Origin of the sequence: Tessaracoccus bendigoensis DSM 12906 (genome assembly GCF_900141915.1) — a bacterium.
Classification (GTDB): Bacteria; Actinomycetota; Actinomycetes; order Propionibacteriales; family Propionibacteriaceae; genus Arachnia; species Arachnia bendigoensis.
The window spans coordinates 16526-38903 of sequence record NZ_FQZG01000026.1 but is presented as its reverse complement, the minus strand read 5'-3'; the positions used below and the strand labels follow the sequence as shown (position 1 = coordinate 38903).

General features: G+C 66.9%; 21 protein-coding genes and 1 tRNA gene. 7 read left to right on the top strand and 15 right to left on the bottom strand.

The window, feature by feature from the left end; genetic code table 11:
* The 10 genes from BUC15_RS08525 to BUC15_RS08480 all read right to left on the bottom strand — a co-directional run bounded on the left by BUC15_RS08525 (position 1) and on the right by BUC15_RS08480 (position 10813).
* The gene (locus BUC15_RS08525; protein ID WP_084189458.1) at positions 1-1455 is read right to left on the bottom strand and encodes a phage baseplate assembly protein V; all 1455 of its coding nucleotides are present in this window, start codon (positions 1453-1455) and stop codon (positions 1-3) included.
* Positions 1452-2216 (bottom strand): hypothetical protein, encoded by a 765-nt coding sequence (locus BUC15_RS08520; protein WP_073187083.1) that lies wholly within the window; start codon positions 2214-2216, stop codon positions 1452-1454. Before BUC15_RS08520 ends, BUC15_RS08525 begins: the two co-directional genes overlap by 4 nt.
* Positions 2217-3142: 926 nt before the next feature.
* Positions 3143-3583: a phage tail protein gene (locus BUC15_RS08515; RefSeq protein ID WP_073187082.1), complete on the bottom strand. Its 441-nt coding sequence runs from the start codon at positions 3581-3583 to the stop codon at positions 3143-3145.
* Positions 3584-3587: 4 nt separating this feature from the next.
* Entirely contained in the window at positions 3588-4844 is a 1257-nt protein-coding gene (locus BUC15_RS08510; RefSeq protein ID WP_073187081.1) for a phage tail sheath family protein, read from the bottom strand.
* Between the two features lie 14 nt (positions 4845-4858).
* Positions 4859-5242 carry a hypothetical protein gene (locus BUC15_RS08505; RefSeq protein ID WP_073187080.1) on the bottom strand — a complete coding sequence of 128 codons (384 nt, stop codon included), beginning with the start codon at positions 5240-5242 and terminating at the stop codon, positions 4859-4861.
* Complete coding sequence (locus BUC15_RS08500) at positions 5239-6564, bottom strand: PASTA domain-containing protein (RefSeq protein WP_073187079.1); 1326 nt, start codon at positions 6562-6564, stop codon at positions 5239-5241. Before BUC15_RS08500 ends, BUC15_RS08505 begins: the two co-directional genes overlap by 4 nt.
* An 89-nt stretch (positions 6565-6653) precedes the next feature.
* Positions 6654-7550 carry a homoserine kinase gene (gene thrB, locus BUC15_RS08495; RefSeq protein WP_073187078.1) on the bottom strand — a complete coding sequence of 299 codons (897 nt, stop codon included), beginning with the start codon at positions 7548-7550 and terminating at the stop codon, positions 6654-6656.
* Position 7551: 1 nt separating this feature from the next.
* Positions 7552-8856, bottom strand: coding sequence for a homoserine dehydrogenase (locus tag BUC15_RS08490; protein WP_073187077.1), 1305 nt, complete (start codon positions 8854-8856; stop codon positions 7552-7554).
* Positions 8853-10256, bottom strand: coding sequence for a diaminopimelate decarboxylase (gene lysA / locus BUC15_RS08485; RefSeq protein WP_073187076.1), 1404 nt, complete (start codon positions 10254-10256; stop codon positions 8853-8855). Before lysA ends, BUC15_RS08490 begins: the two co-directional genes overlap by 4 nt.
* A 59-nt stretch (positions 10257-10315) precedes the next feature.
* A complete protein-coding gene (locus BUC15_RS08480; RefSeq protein WP_073187075.1) occupies positions 10316-10813 on the bottom strand; it encodes a hypothetical protein in 498 nt (165 codons plus the stop codon).
* A 78-nt stretch (positions 10814-10891) separates the two neighbouring features.
* Between BUC15_RS08480 and BUC15_RS08475 the strand changes: the two genes are divergently transcribed.
* The 5 genes from BUC15_RS08475 (at position 10892) to galK (ending at position 17516) form a co-directional block, all read left to right on the top strand.
* Positions 10892-10966: transfer RNA gene (locus BUC15_RS08475), tRNA-Arg, on the top strand.
* Positions 10967-11052: 86 nt separating this feature from the next.
* Entirely contained in the window at positions 11053-12339 is a 1287-nt protein-coding gene (locus tag BUC15_RS08470) for a glycosyltransferase family 87 protein (RefSeq protein WP_139280169.1), read from the top strand.
* 60 nt (positions 12340-12399) lie between these two features.
* Complete coding sequence (locus BUC15_RS08465) at positions 12400-16191, top strand: multifunctional oxoglutarate decarboxylase/oxoglutarate dehydrogenase thiamine pyrophosphate-binding subunit/dihydrolipoyllysine-residue succinyltransferase subunit (RefSeq protein ID WP_425443341.1); 3792 nt, start codon at positions 12400-12402, stop codon at positions 16189-16191.
* 5 nt (positions 16192-16196) lie between these two features.
* Entirely contained in the window at positions 16197-16373 is a 177-nt protein-coding gene (locus BUC15_RS19445; RefSeq protein WP_139280168.1) for a DUF6104 family protein, read from the top strand.
* On the top strand, positions 16374-17516 hold the full coding sequence (gene galK, locus BUC15_RS08460) for a galactokinase (protein WP_073187072.1): 1143 nt from the start codon (positions 16374-16376) through the stop codon (positions 17514-17516). It abuts the gene before it with no gap.
* A gap of 479 nt (positions 17517-17995) precedes the next feature.
* On the opposite strand, the gene BUC15_RS08455 is transcribed toward galK, so the two are convergent.
* The gene (locus BUC15_RS08455) at positions 17996-18400 is read right to left on the bottom strand and encodes a hypothetical protein (protein WP_084189455.1); all 405 of its coding nucleotides are present in this window, start codon (positions 18398-18400) and stop codon (positions 17996-17998) included.
* A gap of 174 nt (positions 18401-18574) precedes the next feature.
* Between BUC15_RS08455 and BUC15_RS08450 the strand changes: the two genes are divergently transcribed.
* On the top strand, positions 18575-18823 hold the full coding sequence (locus BUC15_RS08450) for a WhiB family transcriptional regulator (RefSeq protein ID WP_073187071.1): 249 nt from the start codon (positions 18575-18577) through the stop codon (positions 18821-18823).
* A gap of 121 nt (positions 18824-18944) precedes the next feature.
* On the opposite strand, the gene BUC15_RS08445 is transcribed toward BUC15_RS08450, so the two are convergent.
* Positions 18945-20396: a sensor histidine kinase gene (locus BUC15_RS08445; RefSeq protein ID WP_073187070.1), complete on the bottom strand. Its 1452-nt coding sequence runs from the start codon at positions 20394-20396 to the stop codon at positions 18945-18947.
* Between the two features lie 111 nt (positions 20397-20507).
* Between BUC15_RS08445 and BUC15_RS21225 the strand changes: the two genes are divergently transcribed.
* On the top strand, positions 20508-20582 hold the full coding sequence (locus tag BUC15_RS21225; RefSeq protein WP_425443342.1) for a 50S ribosomal protein bL37: 75 nt from the start codon (positions 20508-20510) through the stop codon (positions 20580-20582).
* An 82-nt stretch (positions 20583-20664) separates the two neighbouring features.
* Here the strand turns inward: BUC15_RS21225 and BUC15_RS08440 are convergent, their stop codons facing one another.
* From BUC15_RS08440 to BUC15_RS08430, 3 genes are all read right to left on the bottom strand, one after another.
* Positions 20665-20931: a zf-HC2 domain-containing protein gene (locus BUC15_RS08440; RefSeq protein ID WP_084189454.1), complete on the bottom strand. Its 267-nt coding sequence runs from the start codon at positions 20929-20931 to the stop codon at positions 20665-20667.
* Positions 20931-21557, bottom strand: coding sequence for a sigma-70 family RNA polymerase sigma factor (locus tag BUC15_RS08435; RefSeq protein ID WP_084189462.1), 627 nt, complete (start codon positions 21555-21557; stop codon positions 20931-20933). Before BUC15_RS08435 ends, BUC15_RS08440 begins: the two co-directional genes overlap by 1 nt.
* A 117-nt stretch (positions 21558-21674) precedes the next feature.
* Positions 21675-22370 carry an SOS response-associated peptidase gene (locus BUC15_RS08430; RefSeq protein WP_073187069.1) on the bottom strand — a complete coding sequence of 232 codons (696 nt, stop codon included), beginning with the start codon at positions 22368-22370 and terminating at the stop codon, positions 21675-21677.
* Between the last annotated feature and the right edge of the window lie 8 nt (positions 22371-22378).

Below are 22378 nucleotides of genomic sequence, written 5' to 3'. Positions count from 1 at the left end.
TCAACCCCTTTCAAAGTCGATCCGGTCGGCCCGCACGACGATGGTGCGGCCCGGAGCCTCAAGGGTCAGGTTGGTCTCGGCGTGCAACCTGACTTCGTCTGCGCCCAGTTCGAGGTAACTGCCGGCCCCATTCGTGACCACCACGGTGTCACCGTCGCGGTTGAGCCGGATCTCCTGACCATCGGGGGTTCTCCACGCCAGCTGCCGGACGGCGCCGTCACGGACACCGGCACGGTCGGCCGGAGCACCGTCGGCGAATAGCCCGCCGAGCACAACCCCACGCCCAGGATCGTCCAACGCATACAGCACCACGACGGCATCACCCACGTCGGGTTGACAGGTCAGCCCCTTCCCACCTCCGGCGCCGGCCGTCACGACCGGTAGCCACTCGGACTCGGCCCCGTCCCATCCGGGGAACGAGCACCTCACCCGCCCCATCCCATCGGGATCGGACACCTCCAGCACCACCGCCTGCGTGAACCCGCAGCCGTCGGCCGGCTGAGGTGGGGGGTCCGGCGGAGGCACCGAGGTCGCAACACACAGATACCCGGTGGCCTGATCCAGGACGTGCTCAACCGAGGTCAGCACGAACGCTTCAGTAGGAGTCCCCGGAACCGCGGCGACGTGCACCTTCACCCCCGGTCGCCACCCGGAATCCCCGCGCAGCACGGCGCGCAGGGACAGTCGCGCCGTGCCGGAGCGGTCCACGACCACGCGGGCGGCCCGGGCTGCGTGCTCGCTGCCCGCAAGCACACCCGCAGCGAGGAACCTCACTTCGCCCTCACCCACAGGGGTTCCGTCAAACACGGTCCGTTCGACTGGGTCCCATCCAGATGCCCGGACTGTGCGGGGCGGCGTGTCTGAGTGGGTGATCTCGGCCTCAACCAACTCCTCGCCCCACCGGGCATTCCGCTCGGGCCCGCCCGTCCAGCCTCGCAGGCGCAGTTCGCCACCTTCCACCTGCCACCACAGCGACGCGCGTGAGGCCAGCCGGTCGATGAACGCGAGGTCGGACTCCCCATGCTGCATGACCCTGGGCCAGAGGGGCCCCTGCTCCTCTGCGGAGGAGCCCAGGCCGTGCTCGGCCGCGAGTCGACGCACCACGTCCGCGACCGTCACCTCGGTGTAGGCAAGCACCCGAAAGCCTGCGCGCAACCGACGGGCCCGGTCCTGTGCGCGTACACGGAGCCGGGCACGGCCGTTGGGTCCGAGGACGTGTACCAGGCTCACCACCTCACCGTCGAAGAGCTGGTCAAGTTCGCCCTCCAGCGTCAGGGTGATGGCATCGCCCAGCTCCGGGATCGGCCCAGGATCCCATTGGAGTTCACATGCGGCGGGCGCAGAGGTTTCAAACCGCACCCGGATGCAGCCGAGCGTCCCCAGCTCTGCGGGAGGCAGCACCCGGCCAGCCAACGTGACTGTTGGCGTTGGGATTGCCGCAATGCCCGGGATCATGGCCCCACCCCCGGAGGAGGCTCGGGGATCGCAAGCGGAACCCCTGGGGGGACGAAGGGTCCGTCCACCTCGTCGAACAGCGAGGCGATCAGCCGCCACAGCCACGGCCTTCCGGGATAGTGCTGCTCCGCCACCGCGACCCAGGTCTGTCCCCCTGACACCTCACCGTCTGGCCCTACCCCTGGGACGGGGGCGACGTGATGCGTCCGGATCGTCGTCACCTCATCCACGGCCGCCAGCACGGATTCAGAGGAGGGCGCCACTGTGGCGACCTCGGCCGTGGCATCGCTTGCCGGCTCCGCGAGACGGACAAGCCGCATCCGCAGCCAGGAACGCTGCGGATGCCCCGACACGTCGAATCGTTCAAGCCGCTCCGCGACCGCTTCCACCGCACAAAGCACGTTCCATGTTCCCCAGAACATGCGCACCGCCGACACCGGGTCGGTCAGCGAGCGGCCAGGCTGGTTCTCGGCGAGATCCCACAGCGGCCCGGTGAGATCGCGGACATCGGTGATCGGGACCCCTCCCTTGGTTGGGCTCTGCCCCGCGAGTTCGGTGTCGAACAGCAGGTCGAGGTCGTACTCGGTCCGTCCGCCCCCTGTGGCGAGCAGAAGGTCGTCGCTGGCAAGTCGGGCCGTGACGTGGCCGCTTCCCGACTCGCTACGACGCAGCCCGGCCTCACGTCGCCGAACCAGGTGCTCCGGGTTCAGCAGGCACGAGATTCGCGTGCCGTTGACGGGCAGAAAGGTGACGCGTTCCACGGTCTCCGTCCAATCTTGCGCGCTGCTCAGCGATGATCTGGTCCTCCGTGACCCAGAGCCGAGCCACGAGCGGAGCGGTCCGCGCCTCATGTGCAGGCTTGGCGGACGGGAGTGTGGGCCAAGGGTCGTCCCGTGCTCCAACTTCCTCACCCACCACTCCGGTGCGGCGATGCTGCGGAGCGTCAAAGGCGGGGCCGCGGTCCGGCGTCACGTTCACCTCGCTCAGTTGGGTCGAAGCGGTAGGCCGGGGCGCCTCGGGCCCGGTCTGGGATGAGGGTCGCCGCAGCCAGAATCGCATCGCGACCGGTTCCGGCGACCGAGGCATTGTGACGTGGTCTGCAGCCAACTGCTGCGACGCCGGAGACGCCAGGGCAGCTGTCTCCGGCGCAGGCGGCCTGTTCGACGCTGGCCGGGGGGCCTCAGCAAGCGAGGGCGCCGGGCGGACCAGACGAGGACGTTCCCGGACTTCACGGAGGGCTGCTGGCGGCCCCCGGTGGACGCCGACGGCAGCCAACTGTCCCACGCCTCGGCCTTGCCAGTGGCCACTTTCGGCGGCTGCGGCGGCTGCGGCGGCGCCGCCGTCGGTGGCCATGACCGGCCCGGAGGGTTGCTCGCGGAGTTGACCCACGCCGCCCCGCGCGGCGGGCAAGGGACGCCGAACCGACGCACGGCGACTGGTGTGGTCGTCCGGCGCATGAGCTCGCACCACCGGACGTGCGGTGGATTCGTTGAACCAGACGGGATCCCTGGCTGCCACGTAATCGAGCCAGTGCTGTGGCGGGTCTCCCGGTTCGGGCCAACCCGGAGGCTCTGGATGCCGGGACGCTCGACGTCGACGTGCCTGCCAGAGCGCACGCAGTAGGGCTGCGAGGGCGCCGACGAACGCCTCCCAGGCCTCGCGCACGCCTCCCGCCGCTCGCATGGCCTCAGGCCGCCCTTCCAAGCGACTCGTAGGCCAGTACGATCTCCTCGATCGCGACCTCGCGGGCCGTTGCCCTCAGCACCGCACCCGTCCATCCCTTGATGAACGCATTCTTCAGGTCGAACTGCAGCACGGGGGTCGAGCCAGCGGCGTCGAGCAGCACGATACTGACGTGTTGCCGCCTGACCTGGCCGGAGACTGTCGTCATAAACCAGTCCCACAAAGCGTTCGATGAGGTGAGCCCGTATCGGAGCGTGACGTCATGGAAGGTCGTGATGGTGGGGACTTGGCGGACAAGTGCCGCGACGCCCGACTCGCGGTACGCCACGGTGGCCACATCGACGCCGATGCCGGAACACTCGGTGAAATGGGCCACGGTCTCCCCGCCCACCACCACCTTGAAGTTGTACGCCGGGTAGGGGTCAACCCAGTCTGGCTCAGCCATGGCCTTATCTCACTTCCTGAGTAGTGGCGCCGCCCGAGAACTGCGACACCTTGAACACGATGAACTCGGCCGGTTTCACCGGCGCCAGGCCGATCAGCGCCACCACCCGACCGGCGTCGACGACATCGGCGGGGTTGGTCTCGGAGTCGCACTTGACGAAGAACGCCTCCGCAGGCGTTCGACCCATCAGTGCTCCGTCGCGCCACAGCCGCGTCAGGTAGTCGGTGATGTCGCGGACGATCAGGTTCCACAGAGTGTGGTCGTTGGGCTCGAAGACGATCCACTGGGTGCCCAGCGCAATCGACTCCTCGACCATGCAGAACAGCCGACGAACGTTCAGGTAGCGCCATTGAGGATCGTCGCTCAGGGTGCGGGCACCCCAGGGACGGGTCCCCATCCGGTCGAACAGCCGGATGACGTTGACGCCGACCTGGTTCAGTTCTCCCTGCTCGGCGGAACTGATGCGCCGCTGTACCCCTACCACCCCGCGCAGCGGCTCATTGGCAGGGGCCTTGTGGACGCCTCTGGTGGCGTCGGTGCGGGCCCACAACCCAGCCATATGCCCTGACGGTGGGGCGGCCACCACTTCGCCGGTCACCAGGTCCCGCACGAGGATCCAGGGGTGGTAGAGGGTCGCCAGGTCGCAGGGGCGCGGCCTGTGCGCCTCGAGTTGTCGACGCGTGCGGGTTGGGGGACGCTCGCGCGCCGCACCCGAATCCACGCCGTCTCCTCCGGTTTCGGGGGGCGACTCCGACGTCACCGGTGCCTCAACGGTACTCACCCGGGTCAGTGACATGATGTCGGTCACTTCGCGGGGGGCGTCGAGGATGGCCACGCGGTCTCGCATCTTCTCGCAGTGGGCCATCACGGCCTCCTGGTCTGCCGGTTCGGTAAACGCCGGCGCCAGGACGATCGAGATGTCCTCGATGCCCTCCAGCACCGAAAGCCCCGGCTGCTCAACGGTTCCGGCCAGGCTGCCCGCGCGGCCGATGTCGAGGATGTAGCAGCGTCCCTGGGTGTTCATGAAGAACCCGTTGACGGCGTGGGACAGCGGCGTCATGGCACCCTCGCCAAGGAATGTGCCTGCGTACTGTGTCCAATTGTTCACGGCGAACGGAACGCCGAACTCGGCTCCTTCTGGGAGGCTTGCGCGCCCCCCGGTGCCGATGATCACCGGTGTCGAGGTGGATTGGGATTCGATCGGGCGCGGTCCTCCCTCGACCTCTTCGACATAGACGCCTGGTGTCAGGTAGGTGGGCAAGGCGGTCTCCTTATCTACTTGGTCACGTGCTCGGTCTCCAGCGGATGCCGGACGAGCGGGGCAGGGGCGTACGGGATCTTGGATTCAACGGCCACGCTCACGATGAACGCGACCTGCGGGCGCTGGCCCAGCGCTGACCAGAGCAGGTCCGGCACAGCTTCGAGCCGACGCGTGGCGTCAGCCTGCAACTCCAGCAGCGCCCGGACCACGGAGTCCGCTCCGGCGTCATCTGCCGCTGTGACCAGCACCCTTGCCTCTGCCCGGCTCACGTGCCGGTTCGGGTCGGTGAACCCGGGCACCAGCCCGACCACTTCCAGCCGCGTCCCGGCACCATCGAGCGCCGAGCCCAGCGTGGTCAGCGCCTGGGCCAACGGCGAGGACACCGCCTGGCTGGTCACGGTCCCTCTCCCTGCTGAAGGGGGATGGTGATCTCAAAGGGCAGATAGCGGTCGTTGATCGCGCCCAGGTCGGGCAGGAAGAGGCAGAACTGCTGATATGCCACGGTGAGCGTCACCGCGGTGCCCCGTTCGACGAGGGTTCCGGCCTGGATGGACTGTGTCAGGACCACTGAACACCAACTGTTCTGCCCAATCACATTGGCCGTGAGACCGAGCGCGTCGATCAGCGTCTGGCCGTCTCCCAGTTGCAGACCCAGCACGAGCGGCACCGGCACCTTGGCCACGCCGATGGGCCCGAGCGTATTGGACGACAACATCATGGTGCCGCCCGGGTTGGTGGCCGTGACGTCGGCCCGCACCATCTGTGCCGTCAGGGTCTCCCCCACGAGGAGCGTGGTTCCCGTCGCGCCGGCGATCGGGGTACACGCCGAAGCGTCGTCCATCGGACAACTCATCCACTGCTGCTCAATCGTGACGGCATCGTCCCAGGTGCCGACGTCGAGGGTGAGGGTGCGACCCGTCTCAGGGGTTCCGGACAAGGCGGGCAGAGTCGTGTTCCTAGGCGGCGCCTGGGCGACGCGCGAACGGTTCGAGCTTGCGGTGAGCGCCCCGTCTTCGTTGGTGCCGGTCACCTGAAGTTGGAGATCCAGGGTCGCATCCGGCACCGTCGGAACATAGCTGTCTGCGGTGGCGTCGTCGATCGGCTCACAGGTGGAGCCGGTGCAGCGGAACCACTGGTAGGTGAGTTCGGGCTTCCGCTCCCAGCGACCCACGTCGGCCTTCAGTTCGACGCCGACCATGGCCGTGTCGGGGATGGTCGGGGCTGCCGGATTGAGCGGTGGTTGCTTGCGCATGGCGAAGAACCAGAATGCGCCTCCACCCAGCAGCACGAGAACCAGCACCGCCGCGAGGATCGGCACGAGGGGGAGCTTCTTCGGAGGTGGAGGCGGAGGGGGGACCGTCACCGCGACGGCTGGGCCGTCTGTGAGCCTCTCGGGGTCTGCCTCGTCGACGGCACGGAGGCTGAGTGTGCTCGTGCCTTCGGGCGCATCTCCGGGCACCCTCGCCATAACCTCGACGCTGAGGGTCGCCCCGACCGCCATCGGGACCTCGCGCTCCCCGGTGACCTGATACCAGGCCTCGTTTCCCGGTGCGGCGGCCCTGGGCTGAAGCCGGACACGGATCGGACGACCGGTCAGGTTGGTGACGGTGAAACTGGTGGCACCGATCCTCTCCGGACCGAGGCGAAGCTCGGCGGGGCCGGCGATGGCGAACGGCACCGGCGCGTCGGCGCGCGGGCCGACAGACGTGGAGACACTCATGGTATTCAGGAGTTGGCTTCATCGCCCCTGATACGTGCCCGTCAAAGAAACCGCCGGATTTGACCGGATCAGGATCTGGCCACCGCGGTTCAGTCGGAGCAGCGCAACTGCACGCCTGCACCGAGGCCGAGCCCCAGCCGAACGAACCCCTCATGTCCGCACTCGTCGGCGACCCGGATCTGCTCGGCCGTCCCGATCGCAAACACCGCAGGCCCCGCCCCCGAAATAGCGGCGGGCACCCCGTCCGCCCGGAGCCTGTTCATCAGGTCCCAGGACTGTGGCATCAAAGAAGCCCGGTAGCTCTGGTGCAACAGGTCACCGGTTGCCTTCAGCAGCAGGTCGTGGCGGCGCTCAAGGGCCAACGGCAACGCCGAGGAGGCGATCGCCTGCGCTACCGCGTCCGCACGGGGCACCGAATCCGGCAGCACCGCACGGGCCCCGGCCGTCGGCACCTCGAACTCGGGGATCCACACCCTCGTGGCCAAGGCGTCGGGCACGTCCAGCTGGATGAGACGCACCTCGTCGGTGGTGAACCAGGCCAGGATCGCACCACCCCACACCGCGGCACCCGCATTGTCCGGGTGTCCTTCGAGCCGACTCGAGATCCGCGTCAACTCAGCCAGGTCGAGCGGCTCACCCGGATGGGCGATCCCCCACGCCAGCGCCAACCCGCCGACGATCGCCGCCGCCGAGGACCCGAGCCCGCGCGAGTGGGGAATCCGGTTGCGGCAGGCCAGCGCCATGCCTGGGCGGGCCACGCCCCAGGCTTCGAGCCCCGTCAACAACGAAGAGACCACAAGATGGCGCTCGTCCAGCGGCACACTGCCCGCACCCTCACCGAATACCTCGATGCTCAACTCCCGCGGGTCGTCCAGCAACGTGAGGCTCAGGTCGTCGTAAAGATCCAGCGCGATCCCGATGCAGTCGAAACCGGAGCCTACGTTCGCGGTGGTAGCGGGGACACGGACGGTGACCCTTCGCCCCACGTCAGAACCCCTCGACCCGCATCACGCGCACGTTGGACCCGACGAACTCGGACTGCCTGAGTTCGTCGACGACGCGCGCCAGGTTCGCCTCCAGGGTCAGGTGTGTCATGATGCCGAGGCGCGCCGGGAACCCGTCAACCGGTTCGCCGTCCTCCCTCAGCGATTGCTGCACGATCCGCAGCGACACGCCGTGCCTGCCGAACACGGCTGCGCACTTGGCCAGGATGCCGGGACGGTCGACCACATCGAAGCTGACGAAGAACTGCGCAGACGACTCCGCGATCGGGGCCACCACGCGCCGCGTGTACGCCGGGCTGAAGTGTGCGGCGGTGCCGCGCGCCCTGTTCCTCGCGACGGTCACGACATCGCCCATCACGGCCGAGGCGGTCGGATTCCCGCCTGCCCCCTGCCCGAGGAACATCAACTCGCCGGCTTCCCGGGAGTTCACGAAGATGGCGTTGTAGGCGCCGGAGACGCTTGCCAGGGGGTGTTTGTTGGCGACCATGGCGGGGTGGACCTTCACGATGATCCGGTCGTCGTGGGTCAGTTTCGCGATGGCGAGCAGCTTGATCTTGCAGCCCATCTGTTCGGCTGCGGCGATGTCGGCCGACGTCACCTGCGTGATGCCTTCGCAGAACACCTCCGACCTCAGTACCTCGGTGTGGAACGCCAACCCGGCGAGGATCGCGGCCTTGGCGGCCGCGTCGTGGCCCTCGATGTCGGCGGTGGGATCGGCCTCCGCGTAGCCCAGCGCCTGTGCCTCCTCAAGGGCCTCCTGGAATGAGACCCCGTCGGTGACCATCTTGTCCAGGATGAAGTTGGTGGTGCCGTTGACGATCCCCATCACCTCGTCGATCTCGTCACCGACGAGCGACTCGCGCAGTGGACGGATGATCGGGATGGCCCCGGCCACGGCGGCCTCGTAGTAGAGGTCGACCCCCTTGGCCTCCGCAGCCCTTGACAGCGCGCCGAGGTCCTCGGCGAGCATCGCCTTGTTGGCGCTGACGATGGAGGCTCCGTGCTCGATCGCCTTCATGACCAGGCCGCGGGCGGGCTCGATCCCTCCGATGAGTTCGATCACGACGTCGAGATCCCCACGGGTCACCAGCCCCTCGAGATCATCGGTCAGAAGCGCCGGATCAATCCCGGGACGAGGGAGGTCGACGTTTCGCACACCCACCCCGACCAGCTCGAGCCTCCTGCCGATGCGCGACTCGAGGGTGTCGGCCTCCTGCACCAGGATCCGGGCCACCTGCGAGCCGACGACCCCCGCACCCAAAAGGGCTACCTTGAGCGGCTTTCTCACTGTCCCACGTCCAATCTCATCAGGTCGTCGAGCGTCTCCCGGCGCAACATCGTTGAAGTGACACCGTCCTTGGCGCTCACCACCGGTGGTTTCGGTATCTGATTGTAGTTACTGGCCATGCTGCGCGCGTACGCGCCCGCGCCCGGCACCGCGATCAGGTCCCCGATTGCCACGTCACTCGGGAGGAACACGTCACGGATGAGGATGTCGCCGCCCTCGCAATGCTTCCCCACCACGCGGCTGAGCACCGGCTCCGCGTCCGAGGTCCGGTTCGCGACGGCGGCCGAGTACTCGGCCGCATAGAGCGCCGGACGGATGTTGTCGCTCATACCGCCGTCGACGCTCACGTACAGACGGGTCCGGCCGCCCTCGAGTTCGACGTTCTTGATGGTTCCCACACGGTAGACGGCGACCCCGGCGGGCCCGCAGATCGCCCTTCCCGGTTCGAGGCTGAGCCGCGGACGGGCCAGCGCGAAGGCACGGCACTCGTGCTCGATCATCTCCTCAAACGCCGCGGCAAGATCCGAGGTGGGTTGCGGGGTGTCGGCCGAGGTGTACGCAATGCCGAATCCGCCACCCAGGTCGAGTTCCGGCAGTTCGACGCCGGTAGCGGTGCGGAACTGCGCCGCGAGTTTCATCGTTCGGCGGATGGCGACCTCGAAGCCCAGCGTCTCGAAGATCTGCGACCCGATGTGGCTGTGGATGCCCAGGAGGTCGAGATACTGCGACGAATGGCACCGCACCAGCGCGGTGAGCGCCTGCCCACCCATGATGCTCAGCCCGAACTTCTGATCCTCATGCGCGGTCGCGATGTACTCGTGCGTGTGCGCCTCGACACCCGTGGTGACGCGCACCAACACCTTCGCCCGGTGACCGCCCTCGACGCAGGCCGCCTCAAGCCGCGCGATCTCATCGAAGGAATCGACGATGATGCGGCCGACACCCTGCGCGAGCGCGAACGCGATCTCTTCCTCGGACTTGTTGTTGCCGTGGAACCCGAGTCGCTGGGCTGGCATGCCGCCTTCCAACGCGATGCGCATCTCCCCGAGCGTGGTTACGTCGAGGTTCAGCCCTTCCTCCGCCGCCCAGCGGGCGACCGTGCGGGTCAGGAGCGCCTTGCCCGCGTAGTAGACGTCCCAGTCGGGGAACGCGGCCCGGAAGTCGCGCGCCCGCGATCGGAAGTCGTCCTCGTCGATGACATAGACCGGCGTGCCGTGTTCGGCCACGACGTCGGTCAGCGCGACCCCCGCAACCACGACGCGCCCGGTCTCATCACGGTGGGTACCCCGGGGCCAGAGCGACAGGTCGAGTTCGTTCAGGTCGTCAGGCACGGTCAGCCACGTCGGCCCACCCTGGACGGCGTCCGCGTGGATCGACCCGGCGATGTGCATGTGCGTCATGCCGCAAGCCTGCCAGAGCCCGCAACCTCGGCGCTATCCGGGAACGCGGCTGTCCATGCTCAGGACACGCTGACGGCGACCTGGTCAAGGCCGCGCAGCGTAAGTTCCGTGGGCGCATCGACGGGTTGCCCGTCCGCGGTGACGGTCAGGTCGCCGCACACGTCACCGAGGCAGCCATCCCCGAAGCGCACGCCCCACAAGTTGAAGAAGTCGCCAAGCGTCGAGGCCCGATCCTCTTCACCTTCCAGCCATACCTCGCCTCCCGGTTCATGCGTATGGACGGGGGCTTGGACGGCCCTGAGCCGGTCGATTCCGATGTAGGCGGGGATCTCGATGTCCTCTCCGCGGTACTGCACCGAAATCTCGAGGATCCACGGATCCTCGTCGGCTCCGAGGCTGAGCTCTGGCAGTCCCGCAGCCTGGATGTAGGAGATGGCGTCGCGTGGCGCGTCCCATGGCGGTGGGGTCGAGCGCAGCACGGCTGGTTCGGGGTCGGGGCGGCCGACGCAGCCGACCAGCAGCAGCGCCGCGAACACGGTTATCAGGGCCCTTCGCACGAGACCAACCGTAGCGGGTGCGACAGGCGGGTCCCAGGGGTGCTAACCTTGCCGTCGTCGCGCACTCGTGGCGCGTCGGCCCCCGTAGCTCAGGGGATAGAGCACCGCCCTCCGGAGGCGGGAGCCGAGGTTCGAATCCTCGCGGGGGCGCCACGCGGCGCATGGACATGGAGGCCGTCGGCGCCTCAATCGACGTCGGACGGCACCGGTAAATTTCGATCACTGACGAGGAGACCGGGTTGTCACACGCAGCGATGGTCGACAAGGGCCCAATCAGCACCCGCCAGTTCATGGTCGTCACGGGACTCATCCTCGCCTTCCTGGCCACACGGCTGTTCACGGTCCTGACGCTGCAGCTCGAGAGCGTGAAGTTCGTCATCAACGACATCTCGTACTACGGCGCGAACCTCTACAGCCTGCTCGAAGGACAGAGCGACGTGATGGGGGAATACCCGGTACCTGCGGTGTGGATCCTTCAGTCGCTGTACGTCGCCTTCGGCGGCTTCTACGAGTGGACCGTCCCGTTCATGATCGTGTTCATCCTGCTCGACGCTGCGGTGACGATCTCCTTCTACCGCCGTGACAACGCGGCCGGGGCACTGTTCTGGATCGTCTTCACCGGCGTCCAGGGGGCCGTCGTCTGGTCCCGCTTCGACCTGATCCCGGCGGCGCTGGTCGCCTGGGCGTGCATGCTCGTGATCACCCACCCCCGTATCGCCGGTGGGCTGGTCGGTCTCGGGGCCGCCATCAAGCTGTGGCCCGCACTCCTGATCGGGCCGATGCTCACACCCGGGCTGCGCGAGGATCAGGGAGCGAGGAGGCGTGCCGCGGGCTTCGCTGTGGTCGGGTTCGGGCTGGCGGCCGCCTCGCTGATCACCAGCGGCTGGACCAGATCGGCGTCGCCGATCACCTGGCAGTCGGAGCGTGGGCTCCAGATCGAGTCGATCCCCGCCATGCCCCTGATGTTCCTGCGCACGTTCACCGACAACCCCTCGTGGGAGATCAACCTCTCCGAGTTCAACGCGCTCGAGATCTTGCCCGGGCAACCAGGGGTCGCGTTGCTGCTCAAGGTCTCCACCGTGTTGACGGTGCTCAGCATCCTTCTCGCCTGTTACCTCAGCTACCGGCTGATCCGGAACCTGCGTGCGGGCGACGAGCGGATCCCGGAAGCGGTGGTGCTGGCGATCCTGACCATCGTGCTAGCGACGATCATCGCGAACAAGACCCTGTCACCTCAGTACATCTTGTGGCTGGGTGGCCCGGTGGCGGCCCTCTACCTGCACCGTCGCAGCCAATGGCTGCGCCGCCACCTCAACGTGTTGGCCGTGACCCTGGTCACCGTCGGGGCGCTCACCCAGTTCACCTACCCGTGGGGTGCCTACGGCGTGATGGCCAATCCCCTCGGCTCCGGGCCCGAAACCTCGGTGCTGCTGATCCGCAATGTGGCGCTGCTGGTGCTGACCGGATACTGCCTCTGGCTGACGCTGCGGTCCACCCGCCGTCGCGAGCATCCAGTTTCCGTCTGATTGGGTAAGCTTCGTTTCGCAGCCGCAGGAGCCTGCGGTCGACGTCCAACAGAGGGGATCGTGGCCACCGCCACTAGGCATATGTCAGCACCTGACTCCACCGACGCATTCGGGGCAAACTCCTGGCTGATCGACGAGATGCGGGAGGCCTACGCGGCCGACCCGCAGTCGGTCGACGAAACCTGGCGGGCGTATTTCGCCGCCGAGAAGACGACACCGGAAAGTAGCCCGGTTGAGGCGACGCCTGCCAAGGCCACCACCCGGTTGGCCGAACCGCAACCAGCCAAGCCCAGCCAACCAGAGGCCGAGCGGCCAGCCGAGCCGCCAGCCCAGCAACCCGCAGAGCAACCGGCCACCAGGCCCGCAGCTTCCGCTGCTCCAAAGGCCAAGCCGAAGGTCGAGCCGGTTCGCCGCGGCACCGGAGCCCCGGCGAACCCGGGCAGCGGGGCCGGGCTGTCTGCCAACGCCCCCAACCCGTCACACCGGCCCGAGCCGACCACGGCCGAGCCGAGGCACGTGGCGCTGCGTGGCGCCCCGATGCGCACCGCGAAGAACATGGACGCCTCCCTCAGCGTCCCCACCGCCACGTCGGTGCGCGCCGTCCCCATGAAGCTCGTCATCGACCAGCGGACGCTGATCAACAACTTCCTGCGCACCTCGAAGGGCGGCAAGGTCTCATTCACCCACATCATCGCCTACGCGATGGTGCAGGCTCTGAAGTCCCTGCCCGAGATGAACAACGCCTACACGGTCGTGGACGGCAAGCCCACGCTCGTCGAGAACCCGAGCATCAACCTGGGCATTGCGATCGACCTGAGGAAGGGCGACACCCGCCAACTACTGGTGCCCAACATCAAGGGCTGCGAGAGCCTCAACTTCTCCCAGTTCTGGTCCGCGTACGAGCAGGTCGTGGCGAAGGCCAGGGCCGGCGAGTTGCAGGTGACCGACTTTGCCGGAACCACCGCGTCGCTGACCAACCCGGGTGGCATCGGCACCAACCACTCCGTACCGCGCCTGATGACCGGGCAGGGCATGATCCTTGGCGTCGGCAACATCGACTACCCGGCCGAGTTCCAGGGGATGAGCACGTCAAGGCTCACCGAACTCGCCGTCAGCAAGGTCACGACCCTCACCAGCACCTACGACCACCGCGTCATCCAGGGCGCCACCTCCGGCGAGTTCCTCAAGCGGATCTCCGCCCTCCTACTGGGCGAGGACGGCTTCTACGACCAGATCTTCGAGGCGCTACGCATCCCGTATGAGCCGCTGCGTTGGTCGTCGGACATCTCGGCCCACCGCGATCAGCAGGTTGGCAAGACCGCCCGTGTGCTGGAACTGGTCAACGCCTACCGCACCTTCGGCCACCTGGTCGCCGACACCGACCCACTGGAGTACCGGCAGCGCGCGCAGGAGGACCTGCGGCTGGAGAGCCACGGCCTGAGCATCTGGGATCTGGACCGGGAGTTCGCCGTCGGCAACCTGAGCGGCAACGCTCGGACCTACCTGACGCTGCGCGAGATCATCTCAATCCTGCAGGATTCCTACACCCGCACCGTCGGCGTTGAGTACATGCACATCTCCGACCCCCGCCAACGCGAATGGTTCCAGCGGCGGATGGAGGTGCCCCACCAGGCCCTCACCCACAACGAACACATGCACGCCCTCGACAAACTCAACGAGGCCGAGGTCTTCGAGACCTTCCTGCAGACCAAGTTCGTAGGTCAGAAGCGGTTCTCGCTCGAAGGGGGCGAATCCCTGATCGTGTTGCTCGACGAAATCGCGCAACTGGCGGCCAACGATTCCCTCGACGAGGTGTGCATCGGCATGCCACACCGCGGCCGACTCAACGTGCTGGCCAACATCGTCGGCAAGAAGTACGCGCAGATTTTCAAGGAGTTCGACGGCCTCCTCGACGTCACAGGCACCGGCGACGTCAAATACCACCTCGGCGCCGAAGGCACGTTCGTGGCGGCCAACGGCGCCACGATCAAGTCGTCAGTCGCGGCGAACCCGTCACACCTGGAGGCAGTCAACCCGGTGCTGCAGGGCATCACGCGTGCCAAGCAGGATTCGCTGGACACCTCCGACTACCCGGTGCTGGCGCTCACCCTCCACGGCGACGCCTCGTTCGCCGGGCAGGGTGTGGTCTTCGAGACGCTGCAGATGAGCCAGCTACGCGGTTACAAGACCGGTGGCACCATCCACGTGGTCGTCAACAACCAGGTCGGGTTCACCACGGCACCCACCGAGTCGCGCAGCTCGACCTACTGCACCGACGTCGCCAAGGCGATCTCGGCCCCGGTGCTCCACGTCAACGGCGATGACCCCGACTCGTGCATCCGCGCGGCCCGCATCGCGTTCGACTACCGGCAGAAGTTCCACCGCGACGTTGTGATCGACCTGGTCTGCTACCGTCGCCGCGGTCACAACGAGGGCGATGACCCCAGCTTCACGCAGCCCAACATGTACGACCTGATCGAGCAGAAGCGGTCGACCCGACGGATCTACACCGAATCGCTGATCGGTCGTGGCGACATCTCGATGTCCGACGCCGAAGACGTGATGAACCGGTTCCGCAGCAGGCTCGAGAACGTGTTCCGAGAGGTGCGCGACAGCTCCGGTTCGGATGACGACTACCGTCGCGTGCCCTACTACCCCACCAAGCCCGACGAGCGGCTGACCGAGATCACCCCGGACATGATGCGGACGATCGCGGATGTGCACACCCAGTTCCCCGAGGGGTTCACAGTACATCCGAAGGTGAGGCCGCAGCTCGAGCGGCGCGCCCACGCGATCCTCGAGGGGCCCATCGACTGGGCGACCGCCGAGATAATCGCAATCGGCTCTCTGCTGATGGAGAACCGCCCCGTGCGGCTGGCGGGCCAGGACTCCCGACGCGGCACCTTCTCGCAACGATTTGCAGCCATCGTCGACCGGGTCACCAACGAGGCCTGGGTGCCGCTCAAGCACCTGACCGACGACCAGGCGACCTTTGACGTGTTCGACTCGTTGCTGAGCGAGTACGCCGGCCTCGGTTTCGAGTACGGCTACTCCGTTGCGCGTCCTGATGCCCTGGTGTTGTGGGAGGCGCAGTTCGGCGACTTCGTCAACGGCGCCCAGACGATCTCGGACGAGTTCGTCGCGGCTGGCAACGCCAAGTGGGGCCAGAAGTCCGGCGTCGTCCTGCTCCTCCCCCACGGCTATGAGGGGCAAGGGCCTGACCACAGCTCGGCCAGGATCGAACGGTGGTTGCAGCTCTGCGCCGAGAACGCCTTGGCCGTCTGCCAGCCGTCAACGCCCGCCAGCTACTTCCACCTGCTGCGCCAGCACGCCTACGTCAACTACCATCGCCCGGTGGTGATCGCGACGCCAAAGTCCATGCTGCGCAACAAGCTGGCCACCTCCCAGCCGAGCGAGTTCACCACGGGGCAATGGCGACCGCTCCTCGACGATCCGACGATCGAGGACGCAGGCAAGGTGCGCCGGCTGGTGCTGTGCTCGGGCAAGGTGCGTTGGGATCTGGTCGCGGCCCGCCAGAAGGCAGGCCACGACGGCTCCATCGCAATCGTTGCCCTCGAACGGCTCTACCCGCTCCCCGCGGCCGAGCTGGCTGAGGTGCTGCGCCGCTACGGGCACGTGACAGATGTGCGCTTCGTGCAGGACGAACCGATCAACCAGGGCAGTTGGCCCTTCATGTCGGCACACCTGCCCAACGCGGTCAAGGCGCACTTCCCCGAGTTCAACCTAAACATGTTGCCAGTTACCCGCGAATGGTCCTCGGCCCCGTCTGTCGGGTCGCTGAGGGTCCATAAGTCGCAGGAGGACGACCTCATGGCCGCGGCGCTAGGGTAACCGGCATGTATTTCACCGACCGCGGACTCGAGGAGCTCGTGGATCGGCGCGGCCACGAGGAGATCACATTCGAGTGGCTCGCCGAACAGCTGCGCACCTTCGTTGATCTGAACCCAGAATTCGAAACCCCGGTCGAGCGGCTCGCCTCGTGGCTGGCCCGGCTCGACGATGAGGAGGACTGAATGCTCGACCTCGACGCACTTCGTCGACGCTATGTTGAAGTAGCGGGCGCCCAACCGGAAGGTCTGTGGTTCGCCCCGGGCCGAGTCAACCTGATCGGTGAGCACACCGACTACAACGACGGTTTCGTGCTGCCCTTCGCGCTGGACCGGAAGGCCGTCATCGCCGCAGGGAGGCGCGATGACGCCGTCTTGCGGCTCGTCTCGCTGGAGCTGGACGAGGACGTCACGGTGCCGTTGGACGCCTTGGCGCCCGGCCAGGAGGGCTGGGCCGCGTATCTGGCAGGCGTTGCCTGGGCGCTGCGGGAGGCCGGGCACGACGTCGGCGGTGCCACGTTGGTGCTCACCTCCGACGTGCCGCTGGGAGCCGGGCTCTCCAGCTCGGCTGCGATCGAGTGCGCCACGGTGGCGGCGCTCTGCGACCTGTACGGCCTGCAGATCGCGCCCATCGACCGGGCCAAGCTGGCCAGGGTCGCGGAGAACGCCTACGTCGGGGCCCCGACCGGCCTCCTCGATCAGGCAGCCAGCACCCTCTGTGAGAAGGACACTGGGCTGTTCCTCGACTGCCGCACCCTTGAGACCGAGCAGGTTCCGCTACCACTCGAGGCACAGGGCCTGGAGATCCTGGTGTTGGACACCAAGACCCCGCACAGCCACGTCGACGGTGAGTACGGTGCGCGCCGCGCCACGTGCGAGGCCGCTGCCAAACTCCTGGGCGTCCCCGCGCTTCGTGACGTCACCGATCTGGCCGATGCCCTGGCCAAGCTCGACGACGAGACGATGCGCAAACGGGTCCGGCACGTCGTCACTGAGGACGAGCGGGTACTCAAGGCACTCGAGGTGGCCCGCAGCGGCGACCTGGCCGCCTTGGCTCCACTCCTTGATGCCTCGCACGCCTCGATGCGCGACGACTACGAGATCACGGTGCCCACCGTCGATCTGGCCGTCGAACAGGCGGTGCGCTCGGGGGCCCTCGGGGCCAGGATGACGGGCGGTGGCTTCGGCGGCTGCATCATCGCGCTGTGCCGGGCCGGTGAGGGTGAGCGGATCGGTGGCGAGATCACTCAGGCGTTCGACGAGGCTGGCCACGGCACTCCAGAGTGGTTCACGGTGGTACCAGCCCCGGGGGCCGGTCGACTGGCCTAGACGCGCCGGTTGAGCGGGGCCGTCGCTGTCGGTTGAGCCGGGCCCCGCTGCTGGTTGAGCCGGGCCACGCTGCTGGTTGAGCCGGGCCGAGAGGTTCGAACGGCCCGTGACGAAACCAACGCGACCATGCCTATGGACTGCCCCAAAGACGCTGCGGTAGAGACGCTGCACCGTGCGCCAGCAGGTTTCGACACGCCAGCGCGTCGGTTGAGCCGGGCCGAGAGGTTCGAACGGCCCGTGACGAAACCAACGCAACCTTGTCTATGGACTGCCCCAAGGACGCTGCGGTAGAGACCCTGCACCGTGCGCCAGAAGGTTTCGACACGCCTGCTCGCAGAGCTCGCCGGGCGGCTCAACCACCGTGCGCCAGAAGGTTTCGACACGCCTGCTCGCAGAGCTCGCCGGGCGGCTCAACCAACGCGAGGGTTCGACACGCCTTACTCGTACCTCGCCGGGCGGCTCAACCAGCCTCCCCGTGCCTAGACGCGGCCGTTTCGGTCCTGGACGGTCGTACGCTGCAACTCGCCGCGCCCGACCGCCAACACCGACGTGATCACCGTCGCCAGGATGAACGGCCCGATGATCGCCATGATGATGCCCTGCGTGCGGTCGGCGCTCGTCAGGTAGCTCGCCACCGCGCAGGCATGAAGCAGTGAGGAGGCCACGATGAGGCCGAGCGCCCATCGGTGTCCCCGCACCACGAGCCAGGCGATCAGAGCGAGGCATGCTCCGTAGCCGATGAGCATCGCACCGACCCCGAGACCGAACGTCTTGGAGTTCGCGAGGGAGGCCGCGGCGCCCGCACTGATGAAGGCGAGCCCGGTGAGCAGGGTCAGGATCACGGGGATCGCCAAGAGTGGCCGACGGAGCGCGGAGAGGTTCACGGACCAGAGCCTGCCAAGTCCGCGACGCAGGTTCAAGCCTGGATCACCGGATATTTGTCGCGATCGCGCACTAAGACCCTGTGCTATTGCCTATCTTGGTTCCCAGGGGTAATCTGCATGAGCTTGCGTTGCCATGCGCGGCCCACTTTTCACTGCCACAGAAGGAGAACAACTATGGATTGGCGCCACAAGGCTGCCTGCCTCACTGAGGATCCGGAGTTGTTTTTTCCAGTGGGTAACACTGGACCAGCGCTACAACAGATCGAGGAGGCCAAGAAGATCTGCGCGCGCTGCGTCGTACGCGAACAGTGCCTCGCCTGGGCGCTCGAAGCAGGTCAGGATCACGGCGTCTGGGGCGGTCTGAGTGAGGATGAGCGTCGCGCGATCAAGCGTCGCGCAGCCCGCTCCCGCCTACGTAGCTGACCGATCCCCGAGTCAGCCGTCCTGCCCGAAGAGATTTGAGCAGGATTCACCACTCAATCGCTCCCGACCCGCATTCTCTGCTGACGATACGAAGCCGACGCCATTGAACCACGGATCCTGCTCAAACCCCCCTGACGCCAGCGACGACCCGAGGATCAGGCCCCGGCACAGGCAGCCTGATCCGGGCCACGGTGCCTTGGCCATCCTCCCGGTTTGAGAGTGACAGCGTGCCGTGCAGGTCGTGGATCAGCGTCGAGATGATCGAGAGCCCGAGCGACTTCTGATTGCCCAGCCGGAAGCCTTCCGGCAGTCCGCGGCCGGCGTCCAGGATCTCGACCTCCAGGATCCCGCCGTCGCGGTTCGGCACGATCTCGACCATTCCGGACGAACTGCTCAGCCCGTGCTCGACCGCGTTCTGGCACAGTTCCGTGACGATCATCGACAGCGAGGTGGCCATGTCGGCAGGCACCACGCCGAACGATCCGCGGCGCACCGCCCGGACCGTGCCGTTCGAGGCCGCCAGGTCGCCGACCATGTCCAAGATCTTGTCGCACAGTTCGTCGAACTCAACCTCCTCGACCAACGAGTAGGAGAGCGTCTCGTGCACCATGGCGATCGACGACACGCGACGCATCGCGTCACGGAGTGCTTCCTTGCCCTCCTCGGACGTGAGGCGCCTCGACTGCATCCTCAGCAGGGCCGCCACCGTCTGCAGGTTGTTCTTCACCCGGTGGTGGATCTCGCGGATCGTGGCGTCCTTGGTTAGCAGCATCCGGTCGCGGCGCGTCAGGTCTGTGGTGTCCCGGCAGAGCACCAACATTCCGGCAGAGGTGTACTCGAACCACAGGGGCAGCACGACGCAGCGCATCGAGGACCCGCGGGTTTCCACATCGAACTCGAGGCTGAGTCGACCGTCCAGATCTGCGTTGACCGTCTGCCCGACGGACTCGACGCCTTGCCGCAACCTCCGCGTGAGCTCCCGGAAGTGCTCACCCTCGATGTCACCCAAGGCTCCTAGACGGCGGAACGCGGTGATCGCGTTGGGGCTGGCATACGAGATGACCCCATCCGGCTGAACGCGCAGCACACCGTCAGCCGGGCGCGGCGCGAGCGCCTTGTCGGACGGCGGGACCAGCGGGAACTCCCCGCGCAGCAGCATCTGGGTGAGGATCTCGGCGGCCTCCAGGAAGTTCTCCTCCAACGCGCCCGTGGCACGCATCCCCATCTGGTTGGTGTGGCGCTCTATGACGGCTATCGGGTTGTCGCGGCGAAGCACCGGGATCGCCCACACGTCGACCGGGATCCCCGCACTGATCGCGTTGTTGCTGGTCTCCGAGATCTCGTGGGTCATGTATGCGACGGTGACCTGATGCTCCGGGTCGTACTCGATCCGTTCCCCGACGATGTCGTCCTCCAGCGCGGTCGGACCCGTCACCGGCCGGACCTGCGCAGTGCACTCGAAGATCTCGCCCTCGATGCCGATCGGTTTCCAGAGGACGAGATCCGAGAAGCTCAGATCCGCCAGTAGGTGCCATTGCGAGACGAACTCGTCTAGCCATTCCTCGTCGGTCATCCGATCCACTTCACGTACCACGACGCCTACTCTGCCACGTCTGGCTTTCTCCTGCGATGTCAGTTCTGGCACAATGGGCAGGTCCACAGAATGAGCACGAGGAGTCCCGATATGGGTAAGACCGGTCGCAAGCGCCGCGCACGCCGCAGGAACAAGGCCAATCACGGCAAGCGTCCAAACGCCTGAGCCTTCGCCTTCTGGCGCTGTCTGGTCGCTGGAAGCAGATAAGCCCCCGCAGTCTTGCGGGGGCTTCGTCGTTCCGGGAGGATCAGCGGCGGGTGAGTCGCATCGTCTGGATCCTCGCAGCCAACGCGGCGGGGGCCTGCTGGACCGGCTGGCTGCGCACGATCATCTCCGTGATCGTGGTTTCGATCTCGAAGTTCTCCATACATCGCTCACAGGCGTGCAGGTGCACGCGGATCGCGTCGGCATCGGCCTCTACGAGTTCGTTGTGCAGGAATGAGTGCACACGTGCGAGCGCCTGGACACACTCGTCCATCTCATCGTGCTCCTGAGACGTGCCCATCGTGCCCATCACTGCCCTCCCCCCGCGTTCGTCCTGCGGCCGATCCCTCTTTCGCTGGCATGTTCCGCGAGCAATCCACGCAGCTGCGCTCGGCCGCGGTTGAGCCTGCTCATCACGGTGCCGATCGGGGTGCCCATTATCTCGGCGATCTCCTTGTAGGAGAAACCCTCGACATCGCTGAGGAGCACAGCGGTACGGAAGTTCTCGGGAAGCTGCGCGACCGCGGTGGCCACCGCCGCGTCGGGGGTCTGGTCCAGCGCCTCCATCTCGGCGCTGCGCAACCCGGCGGAGTCATGCGACGCCGCACGCGCCAACTGCCAGTCGGTGACAGATTCATCGCCGCTGAACTGCGGGCTGCGCTGAGCCTTGCGGTAGGCGTTGATGTAGGTGTTCGTCAGGATCCGGTAGAGCCAGGCCCGCAGGTTGGTGCCGGGTGTGAACGTGTGGCGCGAGGCGAACGCCTTGGCGTAGGTGTCCTGCACGACGTCTTCGGCATCGGCCGGGTTGCGCGTCATCCGGAGCGCGGCAGCATAGAGCCGGTCCAGATGGCTCAGCGCCTCCTCCTCGAACGCAGCCGCTTCGGCATCTTCGAGGTCGGGAGCCTGTGGCGCTGCGGCCAGATCCTGATCTTCCATCAGGCAGTAGAATAGCGCCAGGTCGACGATCGACTCTGCGGTGTTCACCGCTGACACATCCTGCACTACGCTCATGCCTGCCTCAACACGACGTCGCCGCCGGATATTCCCGCCGGTTCAGGCAAGCGCCTCCACGATCAGTTCCGGGCCGTCATTGCGTACCGAGTTGACGGCCCGTGACACCTTTCGGTGGCCGAGCCCCGTCGGCGTCGTCAGTAGCCCGACGGCCGCGTCTGCGTCTGTGAGGCCGGGGTCGAGCCAATCTTCGATCGATTCGGCTGCGACCGTCACCGGCATCCGGTCGTGTACCCAGCCAAGCTCATCGGTGGCCTGGGTGGTGATGATGGTTGTCGACGCGACCCAACCGTCCGGCCCCTTCCAGAACTCGTAGAGGCCGGCCATCACCAGCAGCCCCGTCTCGGGGCTGAGGAAGTAGGGCTGTTTGACGGCTCTGGCTTCCCCTGGGGGCGCCTCGGCGCGCCACTCGTAGTAGCCGGCTGCCGGAAGCAGGCAACGCCTTGCCGAGGCCGCCTTCCGGAAGGCGGGTTTGTGGGTGAGCGTCTCGACCCGCGCATTGATCATCGTCGCGGTCGGAGCCTTGGCCCAGCTGGGCACGAGGCCCCATCTGAGCGGGACCAACTTCCGGATGACGCCCTCGGGGCCGGCGCGTTCCACGACCGCGGGAACCTGATCGGTCGGCGCGATGTTGTAGCGCGCTGAACACACCTGCGCGATGCCGTCATCGACGAAATCGATCTCGAACTCCTCCACGAGTTCTTCCGGATTGGCAGTGGCTGCATACCGTCCACACATGTCCCGAG

What these genes read in the sequence shown, in the direction of transcription:
- lysA (WP_073187076.1), bottom strand. Translation starts at nt 10,256, where the DNA reads ATGACGCACATGCACATCGCCGGGTCGATCCACGCGGACGCCGTCCAG.
- BUC15_RS08500 (WP_073187079.1), bottom strand. Translation starts at nt 6,564, where the DNA reads ATGAGTGTCTCCACGTCTGTCGGCCCGCGCGCCGACGCGCCGGTGCCG.
- BUC15_RS08435 (WP_084189462.1), bottom strand. Translation starts at nt 21,557, where the DNA reads ATGGAAGATCAGGATCTGGCCGCAGCGCCACAGGCTCCCGACCTCGAA.
- BUC15_RS08430 (WP_073187069.1), bottom strand. Translation starts at nt 22,370, where the DNA reads ATGTGTGGACGGTATGCAGCCACTGCCAATCCGGAAGAACTCGTGGAG.
- BUC15_RS08445 (WP_073187070.1), bottom strand. Translation starts at nt 20,396, where the DNA reads ATGACCGACGAGGAATGGCTAGACGAGTTCGTCTCGCAATGGCACCTA.
- BUC15_RS08525 (WP_084189458.1), bottom strand. Translation starts at nt 1,455, where the DNA reads ATGATCCCGGGCATTGCGGCAATCCCAACGCCAACAGTCACGTTGGCT.
- BUC15_RS08515 (WP_073187082.1), bottom strand. Translation starts at nt 3,583, where the DNA reads ATGGCTGAGCCAGACTGGGTTGACCCCTACCCGGCGTACAACTTCAAG.
- BUC15_RS08450 (WP_073187071.1), top strand. Translation starts at nt 18,575, where the DNA reads ATGGATTGGCGCCACAAGGCTGCCTGCCTCACTGAGGATCCGGAGTTG.
- BUC15_RS08440 (WP_084189454.1), bottom strand. Translation starts at nt 20,931, where the DNA reads ATGGGCACGATGGGCACGTCTCAGGAGCACGATGAGATGGACGAGTGT.
- galK (WP_073187072.1), top strand. Translation starts at nt 16,374, where the DNA reads ATGCTCGACCTCGACGCACTTCGTCGACGCTATGTTGAAGTAGCGGGC.
- BUC15_RS19445 (WP_139280168.1), top strand. Translation starts at nt 16,197, where the DNA reads ATGTATTTCACCGACCGCGGACTCGAGGAGCTCGTGGATCGGCGCGGC.